General features: G+C 40.8%; 17 protein-coding genes and 1 tRNA gene. 2 read left to right on the top strand and 16 right to left on the bottom strand.

The features are described from left to right. Positions 1-17 precede the first annotated feature (17 nt). Entirely contained in the window at positions 18-785 is a 768-nt protein-coding gene (locus BMG01_RS02685) for a hypothetical protein (protein ID WP_084013412.1), read from the top strand. Positions 786-998: 213 nt separating this feature from the next. On the opposite strand, the gene BMG01_RS02680 is transcribed toward BMG01_RS02685, so the two are convergent. The 4 genes from BMG01_RS02680 to BMG01_RS02665 all read right to left on the bottom strand — a co-directional run bounded on the left by BMG01_RS02680 (position 999) and on the right by BMG01_RS02665 (position 4,093). Further along, positions 999-1,087, bottom strand: a tRNA-Ser gene (locus BMG01_RS02680). A gap of 50 nt (positions 1,088-1,137) precedes the next feature. Next, positions 1,138-2,976: a translational GTPase TypA gene (gene typA / locus BMG01_RS02675; RefSeq protein ID WP_004913990.1), complete on the bottom strand. Its 1,839-nt coding sequence runs from the start codon at positions 2,974-2,976 to the stop codon at positions 1,138-1,140. Between the two features lie 62 nt (positions 2,977-3,038). Next, the gene (locus BMG01_RS02670; RefSeq protein WP_004913991.1) at positions 3,039-3,824 is read right to left on the bottom strand and encodes an inositol monophosphatase family protein; all 786 of its coding nucleotides are present in this window, start codon (positions 3,822-3,824) and stop codon (positions 3,039-3,041) included. Beyond that, positions 3,821-4,093, bottom strand: coding sequence for a UPF0223 family protein (locus BMG01_RS02665; protein ID WP_004913994.1), 273 nt, complete (start codon positions 4,091-4,093; stop codon positions 3,821-3,823). The genes BMG01_RS02670 and BMG01_RS02665 overlap by 4 nt, the downstream gene beginning before the upstream one ends. A 55-nt stretch (positions 4,094-4,148) precedes the next feature. Between BMG01_RS02665 and def the strand changes: the two genes are divergently transcribed. After that, on the top strand, positions 4,149-4,727 hold the full coding sequence (gene def / locus BMG01_RS02660; RefSeq protein ID WP_004913995.1) for a peptide deformylase: 579 nt from the start codon (positions 4,149-4,151) through the stop codon (positions 4,725-4,727). Positions 4,728-4,792: 65 nt separating this feature from the next. Here the strand turns inward: def and BMG01_RS02655 are convergent, their stop codons facing one another. From BMG01_RS02655 to rnpM, 12 genes are all read right to left on the bottom strand, one after another. Beyond that, positions 4,793-5,698: a DnaJ C-terminal domain-containing protein gene (locus BMG01_RS02655; protein WP_036067832.1), complete on the bottom strand. Its 906-nt coding sequence runs from the start codon at positions 5,696-5,698 to the stop codon at positions 4,793-4,795. A 66-nt stretch (positions 5,699-5,764) separates the two neighbouring features. Then, entirely contained in the window at positions 5,765-7,612 is a 1,848-nt protein-coding gene (gene dnaK, locus BMG01_RS02650) for a molecular chaperone DnaK (RefSeq protein ID WP_004910910.1), read from the bottom strand. 79 nt (positions 7,613-7,691) lie between these two features. Next, on the bottom strand, positions 7,692-8,252 hold the full coding sequence (gene grpE / locus BMG01_RS02645; protein WP_036067834.1) for a nucleotide exchange factor GrpE: 561 nt from the start codon (positions 8,250-8,252) through the stop codon (positions 7,692-7,694). A gap of 17 nt (positions 8,253-8,269) precedes the next feature. Continuing rightward, positions 8,270-9,295 carry a heat-inducible transcriptional repressor HrcA gene (gene hrcA, locus BMG01_RS02640; RefSeq protein WP_036067837.1) on the bottom strand — a complete coding sequence of 342 codons (1,026 nt, stop codon included), beginning with the start codon at positions 9,293-9,295 and terminating at the stop codon, positions 8,270-8,272. A gap of 121 nt (positions 9,296-9,416) precedes the next feature. Further along, complete coding sequence (gene ribF / locus BMG01_RS02635; protein ID WP_036067839.1) at positions 9,417-10,364, bottom strand: riboflavin biosynthesis protein RibF; 948 nt, start codon at positions 10,362-10,364, stop codon at positions 9,417-9,419. Between the two features lie 2 nt (positions 10,365-10,366). After that, the gene (truB, locus tag BMG01_RS02630; protein WP_036067841.1) at positions 10,367-11,275 is read right to left on the bottom strand and encodes a tRNA pseudouridine(55) synthase TruB; all 909 of its coding nucleotides are present in this window, start codon (positions 11,273-11,275) and stop codon (positions 10,367-10,369) included. After that, on the bottom strand, positions 11,253-11,792 hold the full coding sequence (locus BMG01_RS02625; protein WP_036067844.1) for a PTS sugar transporter subunit IIA: 540 nt from the start codon (positions 11,790-11,792) through the stop codon (positions 11,253-11,255). The genes truB and BMG01_RS02625 overlap by 23 nt, the downstream gene beginning before the upstream one ends. After that, positions 11,789-12,976, bottom strand: coding sequence for an aminotransferase class I/II-fold pyridoxal phosphate-dependent enzyme (locus tag BMG01_RS02620; protein WP_036067847.1), 1,188 nt, complete (start codon positions 12,974-12,976; stop codon positions 11,789-11,791). The genes BMG01_RS02625 and BMG01_RS02620 overlap by 4 nt, the downstream gene beginning before the upstream one ends. 93 nt (positions 12,977-13,069) lie before the next feature. Next, positions 13,070-13,423 (bottom strand): 30S ribosome-binding factor RbfA, encoded by a 354-nt coding sequence (gene rbfA / locus BMG01_RS02615; RefSeq protein WP_004910896.1) that lies wholly within the window; start codon positions 13,421-13,423, stop codon positions 13,070-13,072. A 44-nt stretch (positions 13,424-13,467) separates the two neighbouring features. Then, the gene (infB, locus tag BMG01_RS02610) at positions 13,468-15,975 is read right to left on the bottom strand and encodes a translation initiation factor IF-2 (RefSeq protein ID WP_036067849.1); all 2,508 of its coding nucleotides are present in this window, start codon (positions 15,973-15,975) and stop codon (positions 13,468-13,470) included. Further along, the gene (locus BMG01_RS02605) at positions 15,976-16,296 is read right to left on the bottom strand and encodes a ribosomal L7Ae/L30e/S12e/Gadd45 family protein (RefSeq protein ID WP_036066420.1); all 321 of its coding nucleotides are present in this window, start codon (positions 16,294-16,296) and stop codon (positions 15,976-15,978) included. It abuts the gene before it with no gap. Beyond that, positions 16,286-16,582 carry an RNase P modulator RnpM gene (gene rnpM, locus BMG01_RS02600; protein WP_010295225.1) on the bottom strand — a complete coding sequence of 99 codons (297 nt, stop codon included), beginning with the start codon at positions 16,580-16,582 and terminating at the stop codon, positions 16,286-16,288. Before rnpM ends, BMG01_RS02605 begins: the two co-directional genes overlap by 11 nt. Between the last annotated feature and the right edge of the window lie 30 nt (positions 16,583-16,612).

Genomic DNA, 16,612 nt, shown 5'->3' with positions numbered 1-16,612 from the left:
AGTAGCCGAGGTATCAAATGTTATTCAGCAAATCATACAAGTTAAGTAAAGAAACGCTTGACACTCTAAAGCAAATAAAATTAACGCTGGATAGTCGATATACAGCTAATGAACTAAATGATTTTTTCACATTTAATGATGGTCAAACACCTGAACAACGAACATTAGAGGGTCAAACCATTATGCTCTGGTGGCTCACGAAATATAATCCAGATTCAAAAAGAGAAGTACCAAGTTATTTTTATTTTAAATATGGCATTTCGTTTGTTGACCAAGTTAAAATATTAAATAAAAAAGGGCTTCTCAATCAATTTGAAGTTACTGAAAAAGGTAACAAATTTATACAAAAACATCATGATATTATCGAACAACACCAAGATCCTGATGGAATAAAACGAAGAGCAAAGAACGACATTAAGAATCATACCGACGTAAATATTAACCTCTCTGACGTAACGCTGGTAAATTATGATGAAAGTTTAGATGCTTCATTCGATAAAGGGTACAGGCTCTTTCGTATGGCTGAACAATTATCTAAAGAAAAACAATATGAAAGAAGCCTAAAAGCAATTTTTGAGGCATGGAGCGTTGGCTACCAGATGCCTGTTACTTTCCAACGTGCAGCCATCAATGCGAGATACCTTAAAAATTATGAGATGGAGATAGCAATATTAAAATTAGCACTACAATCAGAAACATTAACGCACGGTAAACAAATTGATGAAGACAACTGGATAAAACAAAGAATTGAAAGAGCTAGTCAATTAGCAAGAAAAAAAGTATAAATGGAAGTCACAAAATATCTTGTGGCTTTTTATTTTTGTGTACAAAAAAAAACAGCATCTCTGCTGTTACATGCTCACTCGCCTGTTTAGTTTTTGTACCTAGAAAGTACCTAAATGTGTGAAAGCTAATAGCACTCTATGAAATGTTAATCATATAAAATGCTGTCATATCAAGGTTTTTAACACCTTATGAAAGCTCTTGAAATGACCAAAAGGAGCTAGCGGGATTTGAACCCGCACACCGCCAAGAGCGGCTCGACGGATTTCGAGTCCGTTGCAGTACCAGATTGTGCCATAGCTCCATCATGAAGCAGTTAGAATATATACCTGCACTACTTCAAGCGTATAAAAATCACTTTGATGCTTTGCGGCGCTTTGCAGCCTTTTCACGCTCAGCTGTGTTCAAAATAGCTTTACGAATACGAACATTTTCAGGTGTCACTTCAACATATTCATCATCGTTCAAGAATTCAAGTGACGCTTCCAAATTCATTGTACGAGGTGTCTTGATTGAAGCAGTTTGATCCTTGTTTGAAGAACGAACGTTTGATTGTGGCTTCAATTTTGTGACATTGACTGAAATATCATTGTCACGTGCATTCATACCGACAACCATACCTTCGTATACTTCAACACCGGCACCAACGAACATTTGACCACGGTCTTCAACACCCATAATAGCGTAGTTAGAAGTTGCCCCTTGGTTAATTGAAACTAAGGCACCATTACGACGTCCTGGCTCCCAGTTACGTACAACTGGACGATATTCAGCATACGTATGGTTAAAGATACCATAACCTCTTGTAGCTGACATGAATTCTGTTGAATAACCAATCAAACCACGTGAAGGTGCCATATAAGTCAAACGTGTTTGACCGTTTCCGACAGACTCCATATTAACCATCTCACCCTTACGTTGGTTCAATGAATCAATAACAGTTGATGAATATTCATCAGGTGTATCAATTTGCACAGATTCATAAGGCTCTGACTGAACCCCGTCGATATCACGGTAAATAACTTGTGGACGTGATGCTTGCAATTCAAAGCCTTCACGACGCATTGTTTCAATCAAGATGGCCAAGTGCAATTCACCACGGCCAGATACTAACCAAGCACCAGCTTGATCAGTATCTTCAACACGCAAAGAAACATCAGTGTGCAATTCGCGGCGCAAACGATCTTCAATTTGACGTGCGGTAACAAACTTACCTTCTTTACCAGCAAATGGGCTATCATTTTGACGGAAAGTCATTTGCAAAGTTGGCTCGTCAATACGAAGGATTGGCAATGGATCTGGGTGAGCAGGATCAGCAACTGTTTCCCCAACAGAAATGTCTTCCATACCTGACACAGCAATCAAATCACCGGCTTTGGCTTCTTCAATGTCAACTTGATCCAAGCCAATGAAACCAGACAATTTCGTTACACGGAAACTTTGTGTTGAGCCATCTAACTTCAAAACTTCAACGTTATCACCAATTTTGATTGTGCCGCGCTTAACACGACCAATTCCAATACGACCAACGAAGTCGTTATAATCCAACATTGCCACTTGGAATTGAAGTGGTTCATCAGAATTATCGACTGGCGCAGGAATCGTTGCAAAAACAGCATCAAAGATTGGCTTCATTGTGTGTTCTTGATCTTCAACAACTGGTGATAATGATGATGTACCATTCATAGCTGAAGCAAAGATAACTGGGAAATCCAAATCCTCTTCGTCAGCACCCAATTCAATGAACAAATCCAAAACTTCATCAACAACTTCTTCAGGGCGAGCACCAGGGCGGTCAACTTTATTGACAATCACGATAGGTGTCAAGTGTTGTTCGAAAGCTTTTTTCAAAACGAAACGAGTTTGTGGCATTGTGCCTTCAAAGGCATCAACAACCAACAAAACACCGTCAACCATACCCATGATACGTTCAACTTCACCACCAAAATCCGCGTGACCTGGTGTATCCAAAATGTTAATTTGCTTGTCACCAACCTTAACGGCTGTGTTCTTTGACAAGATAGTGATACCACGCTCTTTTTCAATATCGTTGGTATCCATGGCGCGATCACCCAATTCCTTGCGTGAGTCCAAAGTGTCTGATTGTTTCAAAAGCTCGTTAACCAGCGTCGTCTTTCCGTGATCGACGTGGGCAATGATAGCGATGTTACGAATGTCTTCGCGATTTGCCAATTTTCCAGTGCTCCTTTAATTTAAATGCTACTCACATACAAAAGCTAGGGAATCCGTATTCCCTAGCTTTTATGCAACTCGACAATGTCGCGATGCGCTCGTTTCGTAGCAACTAATACTATGTTTGATGATAACATATCCAGTACTTGCCCGTCAATATCTGAAACAATTAAACCTAAAGTTTTCGCTAAAACTTGGCCCGCAGCAAAATCCCAAGGCATCATTTTTGACGAATAACCAACGGCTTGCCCTGTAATAACCCGTATAAATGAGGGGCCGGCTGCGCCAATAACTCGATATCCTAGAGCAGCTTTAGCAATTTGATCATAGCCAAACATACCATACAGCAATCGGGCACCGCTAAGCAAAACCACGCCTTCCGCCAAGCTGTCGTCTTCTGGTTGTTGAATGCGCAGCTGATTCGCAAACACGCCGATTTTTGGCCCGCCATGATATACAACATTGTCAACCACATCCAGAATCCAACCGAGAACTGGTTGATTATCCACATACAATGCTATCATGATAGCAAAATCAGTATGCTCTTTGACAAAGTTCATTGTGCCATCAATGGGATCAACAAACCAAACGTGACCATTCATATCTGTTGGTTTATCACCAAATCCCTCTTCACTCACAATTTGTGCATTGGTATCAAAAGATCTAATAAGCGCATTGATTTTTTGTTCATTGGCCTTATCCACATTGGTAACCAAATCACGCTCATCACGTTTTGTACCAACTTGTAAATGTTGCCTCATTGCACTGATTGTGTCCTTTTGTAGCTCATCAAGCCACAGAAGTACCGTTTGATCAATATTTTGAACTTCAAACTGACTCATCGTCATAGCCGCACCCGCTTTTCTGTGCTCGTCTGCAATAACTTAGTTACTTGATAAATACTATGTCCCGTTTGTCGCTCAAAGTCCTTGTCAAAACGCTTTTGTTCGCTTTTAGAAGGCATAACAGCGCGATAATCATTATAGCGTTGCACCAATTCATCCCTTGAAACACCGCTTTCATAAGCCTTTAAAATAGTGTCAACAAAATTTGAAACAATCACAATATCTTCAGTTGTCCAATTACCGTCAATTGGTAAAGTATAATTTTCACTCATAATCTTATTTTAACATGTTCAAACGTTTGATATACTAGAATATGAGGTAAAAAACATGACAATCAGATTTACAATGGATAAAATAACGCGGGACGGCGATCCTGTCTTGCGCCAAACAGCTAAAGATATTGCATTTCCGCTCAGCGATGAGACCGCTCAGCTGGCTAAGGATATGATGACCTATTTGGTTGTTTCTCAAGATGAAACCGAAAATGAAAAATATGGCCTTCGTCCCGGCGTCGGTTTAGCTGCGCCACAAGTTGGTTATTCTTTAAGAATGGCGTCAATTTTGGTACCATCACTCGATCCACACGAGCACCCAGATGAACCCTATTTTAAAGGTACAATATTCAATCCTGTGATTATTTCTGAGTCAGTCAAACGTGCCGCACTGGACGTTGGTGAAGGCTGCTTATCTGTCGATGAAGACGTGCCTGGATTTGTCCCGCGCGCCGACCGAATCACTGTTCGTTATCAAGATGAGACCGGCAAGACACAAACAATTAAACTGCGTGACTACCCTGCCATTGTTTTCCAACATGAAATTGATCATTTGCATGGTCATCTTTATTATGATCATATTGATATCAAAGCCCCATGGCAAATTGATGATGATACTAAATATATTGAATAATCATCAAATAAAATGAACTTCTTGAGTTATAAAAGCAACTCAAGAAGTTCATTTTATTATATATTCTACAATTTATCGAAGAAACCTTTGCGCTTTGTGCCCGTTGTTGCCTCTTGGAAGGCTTCTAACGCCTTCTTTTGCTCTTTATTCAGCTTCGTTGGCACATCAACAGTAACAATCACGAATTGATCACCATTTCCATTGCCGCGCAAACGAGGCGCTCCCTTCCCACTCAAGCGGAAACGTTTACCGGTCTGTGTACCAGCGGGAATACGTAACTTAACTTCTCCGTGCACAGTTTTCACTTGGATATCATCACCCAATGCAGCCGTCACGAAACTAATTTTTTGTTCAAGATAGACATCAGCACCATCACGTTCAAATCCGTCACGCGAAGCAGATACTTGGAAGACAACGAACAAATCACCATGTGGTCCACCGTTAAAGCCTTCTTCACCTTGACCAGCCAAACGCATTTGTTGTCCAGTTTCAACACCAGCAGGCACGGTCACTTTCATTTCATGTTCAGAACCATCGCCGCGTTTGAACTTAATCGTCGTTTCCTTACCAAAGATAGCTTCCTCAAATGTCAAACGCATACGGTACTGTAAATCTTGTCCTTTTCTTGGTCGATTAGGATCGTAACCGCCACCAAACATTTGGCTAAAAATATCTCCCAGGTCAGAAAAGTCACCAAAACCACCCTGTTGCTGGTAACCACCAAAGCCACCTTGTCCACCAAAACCGCCCTGCGCGCCAGCTGGTCCAAATTGATCATATTGTGCCCGCTTTTGTTCGTCACCCAAAGTTTCAAAAGCTTCTTGGACTTGTTTATACTTATCTTCAGCTCCTGGTTCATGGTTCAAATCAGGATGATATTTTTTTGATAACTTTCGATATGCTTTTTTTATTTCATCTTGACTAGCGTTCTTATCTACGCCGAGACGGTCATAGTATTCTGTGTTATTCACGTGCCCGCTCCTTCTAATTTATGTACACAAACCGCACTCAACGAATGCGGTTTGCATGATTAATAATTACTTCTTGTCGTCTTTTTTGGGATCAACTTCTTCAAAATCGCCATCAACTGTATTATCATCAGCTGCCTTCGCTTCGCCTTCAGCACCATCTTTTGGTGCTGCTTGTTGGTAAAGCTTCATTGCTAATTCACCAGCAACCTTTGTCAATTCCTCTGACTTAGCCTTCAAATCAGTTAAGTCAGCATCCTCAGCAGAAGCACCTTCCTTGGCCTTTTTCAAAGCTTCCAAAGCATCTTGAGTTGGCTTTTTATCGTCATCACCCAACTTGTCGCCAACTTCTTCCAAAGTCTTTTCAGTTTGGAAAATGAGTTGGTCAGCTTCGTTGCGAGTGTCAACCGCTTCTTTCTTCTTAGCATCGGCTTCTTCGTTGGCCTTGGCATCATTCATCATTTGTTCAATTTCTTCATCAGACAAACCACCAGCGGCTTGGATAGTAATCTTTTGCTCTTTTTGAGTACCCAAATCCTTAGCAGAGACATTTACAATACCATTACGGTCAATATCAAATGTCACTTCGATTTGTGGTACGCCACGCTTTGCAGCTGGAATATCTGATAATTGGAAGCGTCCTAACGTTTTGTTATCAGCGGCCATTGAACGCTCACCTTGCAAAACATGAATATCAACTGCAGGTTGGTTATCAGCCGCAGTTGAGAAGACTTGAGACTTTGATGTTGGAATAGTAGTGTTGCGATCAATCAACTTTGTGAAGACACCACCCATAGTCTCAATACCTAATGATAGAGGTGTCACGTCAAGCAAAACAACATCTTTAACATCACCCGTAATCACACCACCTTGAACAGCAGCGCCTAAGGCAACAGCTTCATCAGGGTTAATTGAATGGTTTGGTTCTTTACCAGTCAACTTTTTAACTGATTCTTGAACAGCTGGAATACGTGTTGAACCACCATTCAAAATAACTTCATCAATATCTGAGAATGACAAGCCAGCATCCTTCAAAGCATTCAAAACTGGTTGCTCCGCTTTCTTAACCAAATCAGCTGTCAATTCATTAAACTTAGCACGTGTCAAAGATGTTTGCAAGTGCAATGGACCTTGATCACCTGAAGCAATAAATGGCAAATCAATTTGTGCTTCGTTAGCTGAAGACAACGTCTTCTTTGCTGATTCAGCGGCATCCTTCAAACGTTGCAAAGCCAACTTGTCATCTTTCAAATCAATGCCATTTTCAGCTTTAAATTGCGCTGCCAAGTAGTCAATGATTTTGTTATCAAAATCATCACCACCAAGGTGTGTATCACCGTTTGTTGACAAAACTTCAAAGACACCGTCACCTAATTCAAGGATAGAAACATCAAATGTACCACCACCCAAATCATAAACCAAAATCTTTTCATCTTTGTCTAATTTATCTAAGCCGTACGCCAAAGCAGCAGCAGTTGGTTCGTTAATGATACGTTCAACTTCCAAGCCAGCAATCTTACCAGCGTCTTTAGTTGCTTGACGTTGGGCATCGTTAAAGTAGGCAGGCACTGTAATCACTGCTTTGTCAACTTTTTCACCCAAGTAGTCTTCAGCATATCCTTTGATGTATTGCAAAACCATTGCTGAAATTTCTTGTGGTGTATAGTCTTTACCATTGGCTTTAACCTTGTAACCAGCTTCACCCATGTGTGACTTAATTGAAATGATTGTGTCTGGGTTTGTAATAGCTTGACGCTTAGCCACGTCACCAACTTGGCTTTCACCATTTTTAAATGACACAACTGAAGGTGTGGTGCGACCACCATCTGGGTTTGTAATAATCTTTGGTTCGCCACCTTCAAGGACGGCAACAGCTGAGTTTGTAGTTCCTAAATCAATACCAATAATCTTTGACATGAATATATTCTTCCTTTACTTTTTAATTAATTAGTTAGTCTTTTTAAGGTGTGGTGCCAGCGCTGAATCACCATAATAATTATTTCGCAACAGCAACCATTGCTGGTCGCAACACTCGATCTTGCAACATATAACCTTTTTGCAAAACCTGTGCAATTTGATCTGATTCAACATCATCACTGTCAACTGATTGAATTGCTTGATGTTTAGTGGGATCAAATGTCTCGCCAACTTCACCTGTTGCAATAATACCATTGTCCGTTAACGCCTGAGTTAAAGTTTTAAGTGTCATATCAACACCAGTTTTAATTTGTTTTGCAACTGCGTCATCTGCTTCGACTGCTAGAGCACGTTCTAAGTTGTCAACTGCTGGTAAAACTGATGTCGCCAAACGTTGTCCGTCATATTTGCGAATGCCTTGTATTTCTCGTGCATTACGTTGCTGAATATTTTGAATTTCTGCTTGAGATCGAAGTAATTTATCTTCTAATTCTGTTACCTTTGCGGTTAATTCGTTAATTTCTACCTGTTTGGGATCAACATCAGTATCCAAATCATCAACATTAGCTTCAACTTCTTGTGTTGTCGTTTCGTCGTCAACAACTTGTTCTTCAACCACTTCTTCGTTTTTATCTGTCACAGGTGTGACCTCCTAAATTATGTATATTCAATCATCTTTTGACTTAGTGCTTCACCGAAAGCGTCCATTAGTAACGCATTTTTACTATACGCCATCGGTATTGGACCAAGTAAGGCAATAACACCATTACCTTGATTAGGCACCACGAATTCTCGCGTGATTAAGCTAAAATTGGAAAGCAATTTTTCGCCAATTTCTCGACCAATTTTAATTTGTACTTGTGCCGAGGGTGCCACAATTTGTCTAACTGCTCTCGCATTAGTGAGGAACTCCAGTAATTGCTTAATATTGTTAACACCAGTTTCACCACTGAAATCAAGGACGTTGAGTCTGCCACCAATGTGAACATTATCACCGACCGAGCGGGCTAATACATCACCAAACAATTGTAAAAATGCAGCCGGTGTTTGAATCATACGACTCATTTGAGTCGGTAACTCATCAGATTGCATCATTTTTAGAACATCATTAACTGGTCTACCAACCATCTGCTCGTTAATATATTTAACCATGCCCTCCAATGATTCAATCGCCATTTCGTTTGGCAGTTTGAAAGTTTGGCTGGTCACCTTACCATCATTAGTAACAAGAACCGCAATCAGTTGATGTCCCTCTAATGGTACGAGACGGAACCCAGAAACTTTAATGTCCGAACGTTTAGGCTTAAGAATCAAAGCCGTATAGCCAGTTAGTGCAGAAAGTGTTCTCGCTGTTTCATCCAACAAATCATCAATTTCATGAAAATTACCTCGGAAGGATTGAATAACAGCACGAACATCTTGTGAGGATGCATTACGAGTAACCATCAAATGGTCAAGATAATAACGATATCCCTCGTAAGATGGTACTCGACCTGCAGAAGTGTGTAATTTTTTGATAAAAGCATCAGCTTCTAGTGTTGCCATCTCATTACGAATAGTAGCAGAACTTACTTTAATATTAAGTTGCTCTTGCAGGCTTTTTGAACCAACCGCATGAGCAGTCTGAGTATATTCATAAATGATAGCACTCAAAATTAACTTTTGTCTGTCGGTCAGTGCCATCTCATCACTCCTTTTAGCACTCTTTTTTTTAACTGCTAACATCTATTATGATACACTAATTTTTCAAAAAAGCAACCCTTTTTGGCACTCTTTTTATTAGAGTGCCAAAAAAGACACTTGATTATTTTTCAAGTGTCTCAAAATATTGTTGCGTCGCCGTTTGATCTTTAACAAGTTGCTCAATTAGTTCCTCAGCATTATTGAATTTAATCTCACCGCGCAAACGATGATACCAAGCAACCTTAACTGCCTCACCATAGACCTCATTATGAAAATTCAAAATATTAATTTCCACAGTCACTGGTCTATTTTCGCCAAAAGTGACATTCCTACCAATACTTGCCATGCCAATATACCACTGACCAGCAATTTTAATTTTGACAGCATAAATGCCGATTCCTGGTAACCATTCTTGTTCTGGTGTTTGAATATTAGCAGTTGGAAAACCTAGTTCTCGCCCTCTCGCCTCGCCATGAACAATCATCCCCGTTGTCGTGTGGATCCGGGCCAATTGTCTCGCTGCCTCATCAACATCACCGTCGTCGAGTGATTTCCTGATTCGTGAAGAACCAATTTTTTGATCGTCTAAGCTGAATTTTGGCACAGTAATTGCTTCAAATCGTTTGCCAGCATAACCTTGTAAATGCGTCATGTCACTATTGGTATGTGCCGGACCATACAAGTGATCAAATCCAGCAACAACTGCCACTGGATTTAAATGCATTAACACCTCATCCACGAATTGTTGTGCTGTTAAATGCGCAAGAACAGATGTAAATCGCATGACGTACACACGATCAACACCCAAATCTGACATCAATTCAATTTTTTGATCCAATGGCGTAAGATATCTCAAGGGTTGTGTTAACGTTTTGAAAGCGACAATCGGATGAGGGTCATACGTTAATACAGCGAGTGGCACGTGCCGTTTTTCAGCCTCAAGTTTAGCACGTCTAATCACTGATTGATGCCCTTGATGAACACCATCAAAAAAGCCCATCGCAACAACTTGTTGCGTTGGCTCGAAATCATTTTGAATTGGATAGTGAAGTTTAATTATATCTGTCATATTTATTGATTATCAAATACATAACGTGAACGCCAAACCTGTTCACTGTTATCATACTGATAGACCGCTTTTAATTTATCGTTATAATAAAGTTGTTTAAAATTTGTACTTGGTTCCCAGTGGGCAATTTTTTGACCATTTTTAACGGCAAACCATTCATCATCTGAGAGAATGTGAGTCGGCCAAGTCAAAATGTCTTTGATTGGAACAATAATTTGAAGCAAATCATCTGGTGCAAGCTTTTCAATCTCTGTTAGATCATGAGCTTGGCTCAATGTGAAGCCACTGCCCATCGTCCGTGTTAGACTCGTCATAGTTGCCGGTATATCAAGTGCTTTGCCAGTATCTGAAGCTAACGTCCTGATATAGGTTCCTTTAGATACAGTTGCCTCAAAATTAAATTTTTGGACATTATTTTCAAAATTAACATCTGACGTTCGATGAAAATCATAAATCATTGCATCGCGTTCTGGGCGCGTCACTGTCTCACCTGATCTGGCATAGTCATAGAGACGACGACCGTTCACTTTCACAGCTGAATACATCGGTGGAATCTGTTTAATTGCGCCATTTAAAACTTTTATTGCAGCATCAATTGTTGTCGTTGCAATTGGTGTATCAATGGTTTTTCTGGAAATAACAGCACCATCTAAATCCTCTGTTTCCGTAGCAAAGCCAAGCGTAATCTCACCAATATAGCGTTTTGGCCTAGTTTGGAGCTCATCAATTAATTTAGTCGCTTTGCCAAGCGCAACGACTAACACGCCTGCCACAGATGGGTCTAATGTACCAGCGTGCCCAACCTTTTTTTGTCCAAACAGCCGACGCACCTGCCGAACAACATCAAAAGAAGTAACACCCCTTGGTTTATCGACAACCAGAACGCCATCAATCATCTGCTTGTTTGTCATTAAAGTCGTCCTCGGATTGCCAAATGTTTTGTCCTGCATAAACTGAACCAAAACGAACTTTGGGTACTTGATGTTCTGACCAAACAACATATATGCGAACAGCCTCAGTATTTTGTGCTAGGATTCTTTGACTAGCTGTTCCCACAACATCACCAGCATGTAATTGTTGCCCAGCGCTATAACGCGCTAATCGAGCAGCCTCGCCTTGTCCAACTAAGCTCATTGTCACGCTTTGGTCAAGACCATCAGTAATCATTAGCTTTTCCGTTGTCGATTCACTCACAATTCCGGATACGGGTAGCATTAAATTTCCGCCGTTTGGAATCAACATAATACCATTGGCCGCTTGATAGTGCTCATCATGACTTTCCTTAATAGGTCGTAATTGTCCAGTGGCCGGTGCCACCAAAACAAGCGTCCCCGTTTTCTTTGCCATTTTAATAGCATTGAGCCGCCCAGTCTCATTTACTTGTGTTTGTTTTTTCTTCAAGCGAAAAATTCGTTGCCAAAAATTCATTTTGAACTGCGTACCTTTTCAATATAGTTTGTTATACGTTTCATACCTTCAGCTAAATCAGCATCAGACGCAGCGTACGAAATTCTAATATATGGGTTAGGTTCTTCACCGTGACTAAATGCTGATCCCGGAATCACAGCAACCTTGCCCTGTTGCGCCAATTCTAATGCAAAGCTATCCCCATCGTTACCTAAATCTGCAGGTAGTTTTGCAAATAGGTAGAAAGCACCCTCAGGTTCAACAACCTCAAATCCCAACTCTTGCAATTGTGCCAGCAAATTGTCGCGACGGTTTTGATAAGTATCACGCATCAATACCGGTGCCTCTGTCACGTCACGTAAAGCAACTAACGCTGCATCTTGAACGAATGTTGGTAGCGCAAATACAAGCGCACCGTGCACTTTCTGCATTTCATCAATAATTTCTTTTTGCGCTAAAATAAAGCCAACGCGATAACCAGTCATTGCATGTGATTTTGACAAACCGTTAATATAAATTGTTTGTTCAGGAATAATTTCAGCCAAAGACACATGCTCTTTGTTATAGGTCAAAACTGAATAAATTTCATCAGAAATCACCCAGAGATGATGCTTTTTAAAGGTTACTGCCAGCGCTTCTAATTCTTCACGTGAATATGTTACCCCAGTAGGATTGGTAGGATAATTCATCAGAATAGCTTTTACAGGTACTGTTGCTTCAGCAATTGCTTTGTCAACCATTTCTGGTGTCAATTTAAAGTGATTTGGTGTTGTATCAATACTAATTCTGGTCCCACGCGCCAAATCAAGTGAAGCAAAGTAAGGACCATAGGCTGGTTCCGGAATTATCAAACCATCATTAACATTTAATAGTGTTTGAAAAACGACGTTAACGGCTTCGCTCACACCTTGCGTCACAATAACATTATCTTCGTTTTTAAAATTCAAATGATATTTTTCATTGAAGTAGGTGACAACTTCCTGTCGCAAATTAGTTTCACCTTGACTCTCAGCATAATGCGATCGATTATGATTAATCGCATTAATTGTCGCTTGTTTAATTTTATCGTCAACATCGAAACCCGGTTCTCCAAAAGTAAGACGAAGAATGCCGGGGATATCGCGAATCATCAATTGAAAGTTCAGCAATTTATCTGCCGCCATCTCTGCAACAGCACTGTTGATTGGTTGTGTCAATTTAGTCATGTATTAGCTCATTTTCTTAAAATAATTTGATAATCCTATTTTAACACAAAAGACTCTTCCCCAAATGGGGGAGAGTCTTTTCTTCACAACTTATTAATTTTCTTTGTGTAACTGACGGATTAAGTCCTCAATATGATTACCATATTGAACGGAATTATCACGCACAAATTTTAATTCAGGAATCTTATACACCGTCAAACGCGAACCTAATTCTTTCCGAATTAAACCACTAGCGGCTTCTAATCCTGCTTGTGCTTTTTTAGCATCACTTGCTAAATCAGACAAGATTGAATAATAAATTGTTGCAATTTGCAAATCACCTGTCAATTCAACACTTGTGACCGTAACATCTTGTACACGAGGATCATTGATTCGCTTGAGCAATAGATCTGTTACATCACGTTGAACTTCTTGAGCAAGACGACCTGCGCGTTGTGGATTAGCCATAACTGCATGCCTCTTTTCTTTAATTGATTATATTTGTTTCCAGGTTACTTAGGCTTAACTTCTTGCATCACATAGGCTTCAACAACATCGCCCACATGAACATCGTTGTACTTGGCCACAGTGAATCCGAATTCAAATCCCATTTTGACTTCGTTCACAGCATCTTTACCACGTTGAAGTGAGCCAACCTCACCATCAAATACGACAACACCATCACGAATGACACGAACTTTAGATTCTTTGGTAATTTTACCTTCTTCAACCATAGCACCGGCAATGGTACCAACTTTAGAGAACTTGAAGAGTTCTTTAACAACCACCTGGCCGATAATCTTTTCTTCAAATACAGGTTCAAGTTGGCCTTTCATAGCTGCTTCGACATCATCAATAGCGTTATAAATCACGTTGTAGAAACGAATATCAACTTTTTCCGTTTCAGCCTGAGATTTAGCCAATGGCGTAGGACGTACATTGAAGCCAATGATAACAGCCCCAGATGCTTCGGCCAATGTCACATCAGATTCATTGATAGCACCAACAGCCGTGTGAATAATATCAACACGAACACCATCCACTTCAATTTTCTTCAGTGAGCCAGAAAGTGCCTCAACTGAACCTTGTACATCAGCCTTAACGATAACAGGAACAGTCTTCATGGCCTTCTCTGCCATTGTATTAAACAAAGTATCAAGTGTAACGACTGAACCTGAATTACGAATGGCTTCTTGCGCACGCTTTGCACGTTCTTCACCAGCTGCACGAGCTGTTTTTTCATCAGCCATAACGATGAAACGATCACCAGCTTGCGGTACATCATTCAAACCAGTAATTTGAACTGGAGTTGCTGGTAGCGCAGCTTCTAGTTCAACACCGCGCTCATTTGTCATTGTTCGAACGCGACCATAAGTATTTCCTACAACAATTGGATCACCAACATGCATACTACCTTGTTGCACCAACACAGTCGCAACAGGTCCACGTCCACGATCCAAACGTGCTTCAATCACTGAACCACGAGCTGGCATATCAGGATCGGCCTTAAGTTCAAGCACTTCAGCTTGTAGCAAAATCATTTCCAGTAACTCATCAACATTTTGTCCAAACTTGGCAGAAATCTTAACAAAGATTGTGTCACCACCGTATTCTTCAGGCACTAAATCATATGCCATCAATTGGTTCATCACATCATCTGGATTGGCACCAGGCTTATCAATCTTGTTAACTGCCACGATGATAGGTGTTCCGGCTGCTTTGGCATGGTTAATCGCTTCGATTGTTTGTGGCATAACACCATCATCAGCAGCAACCACCAAAATTGTCAAATCCGTCACGTTAGCACCACGCGCGCGCATCTCTGTAAAGGCTGCGTGCCCTGGTGTATCCAAGAAAGTGATTAACTTATCATTCAAACGAGTTTGATAAGCACCAATGTGTTGTGTAATACCACCAGCTTCGCCTTCAGTCACGTGTGAATTACGCAAGTAATCTAACAAAGTTGTTTTACCATGATCGACGTGACCCATGATTGTAACAACAGGTGGTCGAGGTACCAATTTGCTTTCATCAATCGTTTCATCATCAAAGAAACGATCAATATTGGCAACATCTTCTTCTTCTTTAACTTTAGCATCAATACCGTAATCTGCAGCCAAAATTTCAATTGTATCTTCGTCCAAACTTTGGTTTTGGTTTGTTACAATTCCCAACAAGAACAACTTTTTGATAATTTCTGCTGTATCACGATGCAAAAGTTTTGACAAATCTTGGACGTTCATGCCAATACGATATTCCAAAACTTCTGGCAATGGCTGCTCCTTTCGAACAGTCACTGGTGCTGCTGGTTGGTGCTTTGCGGCAATACGACGTGACTTTTTAGACCCACGTGGTCGATCATTACGGCGTGGCGTTTGCTGTCCAGTTCCATTAGTATTACGCTTGCGTGAATTATTACGCGCAGAGTTATTACCAGAAGCTAGTGCACCACCAAACTTACCTGTTCCAGCGGCAGGAGTTGCTGGTTGTGCTGCGGCTGCAGGTTGCGCTTTAGGTTGCGTTGCTGGTTTAGCAGCAGCCTTTTTGGGATGTTTAACTGCTTCAGAGGCTTGACGCTTTTTTTCGTTTTCATTCACGTACTGTTTGAGACTATTATCAGGTTTAGCTGAATAATCTACTTGTCCGGCACGTGGCTTGGTTGACCAATTTTTCTTTTCACGAACCATTGGACGGCCTTCAGATGGGGCCACTCGTGAACCTGGTCGGCTACTATTACGGTTAGCGTTGTTTGTATTTGAACGACTCTGACCATTATTATTTGGTCGATTCTGAGATGTAGTACGCTTTTGACCTTGGCTACCGTTGTTTTGGTGACCTTGACCATTATTGTTATTTGGACGTCCCTGACGTGCTGGACGTGAACTATTTTGAGCTGGTGTTGCACCATCTGCTAACTTAGCCGCATGGCGTCGTTGCGATGCGGGCAATTCCTTACGTTCTGGCACTGCCTGTTTTCTTGCAGGACGGTTTGAGCCTGAGAATTTCTTTTCTTCTGCCATTTAGTTCCGCTCCTTTTCTGATATTAATTGTTTAATTTTGTGACTAAAACCATGATCCGCAACTGCAAACACACCCCGATTAACACCGATGGCATCTGTCAATTGCTGTTTAGTATAGTCTTGTATTAATCTGACATTGTAAAACGATGATTTGTCGGCTAATTTTTTAGCTTGGCTTGCGCCACCGTCGCTTGGAAAAAATGCCAATGACACTTTTTGTCCACGAATAGCTGCAAGAGTTGGTGCCGTTCCCAACACTAATTTTCCAGCACGCATTGCCAAACCTAGCAAATTTAAGATTTGTTCGTCCTTACTGATCACCGAACAACTCCCGACGCGCTTGCTGATGGTCAACGTATGCTATCAGTTCGTCATAAAACTGATCAGGCACTTTCACCTCAAACGCTTTATCAAAGATACGCTTTTGTTTAGCTTTTTCCGCTACGGCCACATCTAAACTAATGTATGCACCACGGCCATTTGCCTTGCTTGTAGGATCTAAAGTGACCTTACCTTCTTTGTCGCGAACGACACGAACGAGATCTTTTTTAGGAAACATTTCACCTGTTACAATGTCTTTTCGCATTGGTATTTTACGAGGTTTCATAGTTTTAAAACATTAGGTGTGAGATCTGTG

The organism is Leuconostoc sp. BM2, assembly GCF_002095565.1.
GTDB classification, from domain to species: Bacteria; Bacillota; Bacilli; order Lactobacillales; family Lactobacillaceae; genus Leuconostoc; species Leuconostoc falkenbergense.
Note: the sequence above shows the minus strand (reverse complement) of the source record. Positions and strands in the feature narration are given on the sequence as shown.

Bases quoted from the DNA above. Each gene is read 5' to 3' on its own strand.
- dnaK (WP_004910910.1), bottom strand. From the start codon at position 7,612: ATGTCAAAGATTATTGGTATTGATTTAGGAACTACAAACTCAGCTGTT.
- BMG01_RS02625 (WP_036067844.1), bottom strand. From the start codon at position 11,792: ATGAATTTTTGGCAACGAATTTTTCGCTTGAAGAAAAAACAAACACAA.
- BMG01_RS02670 (WP_004913991.1), bottom strand. From the start codon at position 3,824: ATGACGATGAGTCAGTTTGAAGTTCAAAATATTGATCAAACGGTACTT.
- rnpM (WP_010295225.1), bottom strand. From the start codon at position 16,582: ATGAAACCTCGTAAAATACCAATGCGAAAAGACATTGTAACAGGTGAA.
- hrcA (WP_036067837.1), bottom strand. From the start codon at position 9,295: ATGGCACTGACCGACAGACAAAAGTTAATTTTGAGTGCTATCATTTAT.
- rbfA (WP_004910896.1), bottom strand. From the start codon at position 13,423: ATGGCTAATCCACAACGCGCAGGTCGTCTTGCTCAAGAAGTTCAACGT.
- def (WP_004913995.1), top strand. From the start codon at position 4,149: ATGACAATCAGATTTACAATGGATAAAATAACGCGGGACGGCGATCCT.
- ribF (WP_036067839.1), bottom strand. From the start codon at position 10,364: ATGACAGATATAATTAAACTTCACTATCCAATTCAAAATGATTTCGAG.
- BMG01_RS02665 (WP_004913994.1), bottom strand. From the start codon at position 4,093: ATGAGTGAAAATTATACTTTACCAATTGACGGTAATTGGACAACTGAA.
- infB (WP_036067849.1), bottom strand. From the start codon at position 15,975: ATGGCAGAAGAAAAGAAATTCTCAGGCTCAAACCGTCCTGCAAGAAAA.
- BMG01_RS02685 (WP_084013412.1), top strand. From the start codon at position 18: ATGTTATTCAGCAAATCATACAAGTTAAGTAAAGAAACGCTTGACACT.
- truB (WP_036067841.1), bottom strand. From the start codon at position 11,275: ATGACAAACAAGCAGATGATTGATGGCGTTCTGGTTGTCGATAAACCA.
- BMG01_RS02620 (WP_036067847.1), bottom strand. From the start codon at position 12,976: ATGACTAAATTGACACAACCAATCAACAGTGCTGTTGCAGAGATGGCG.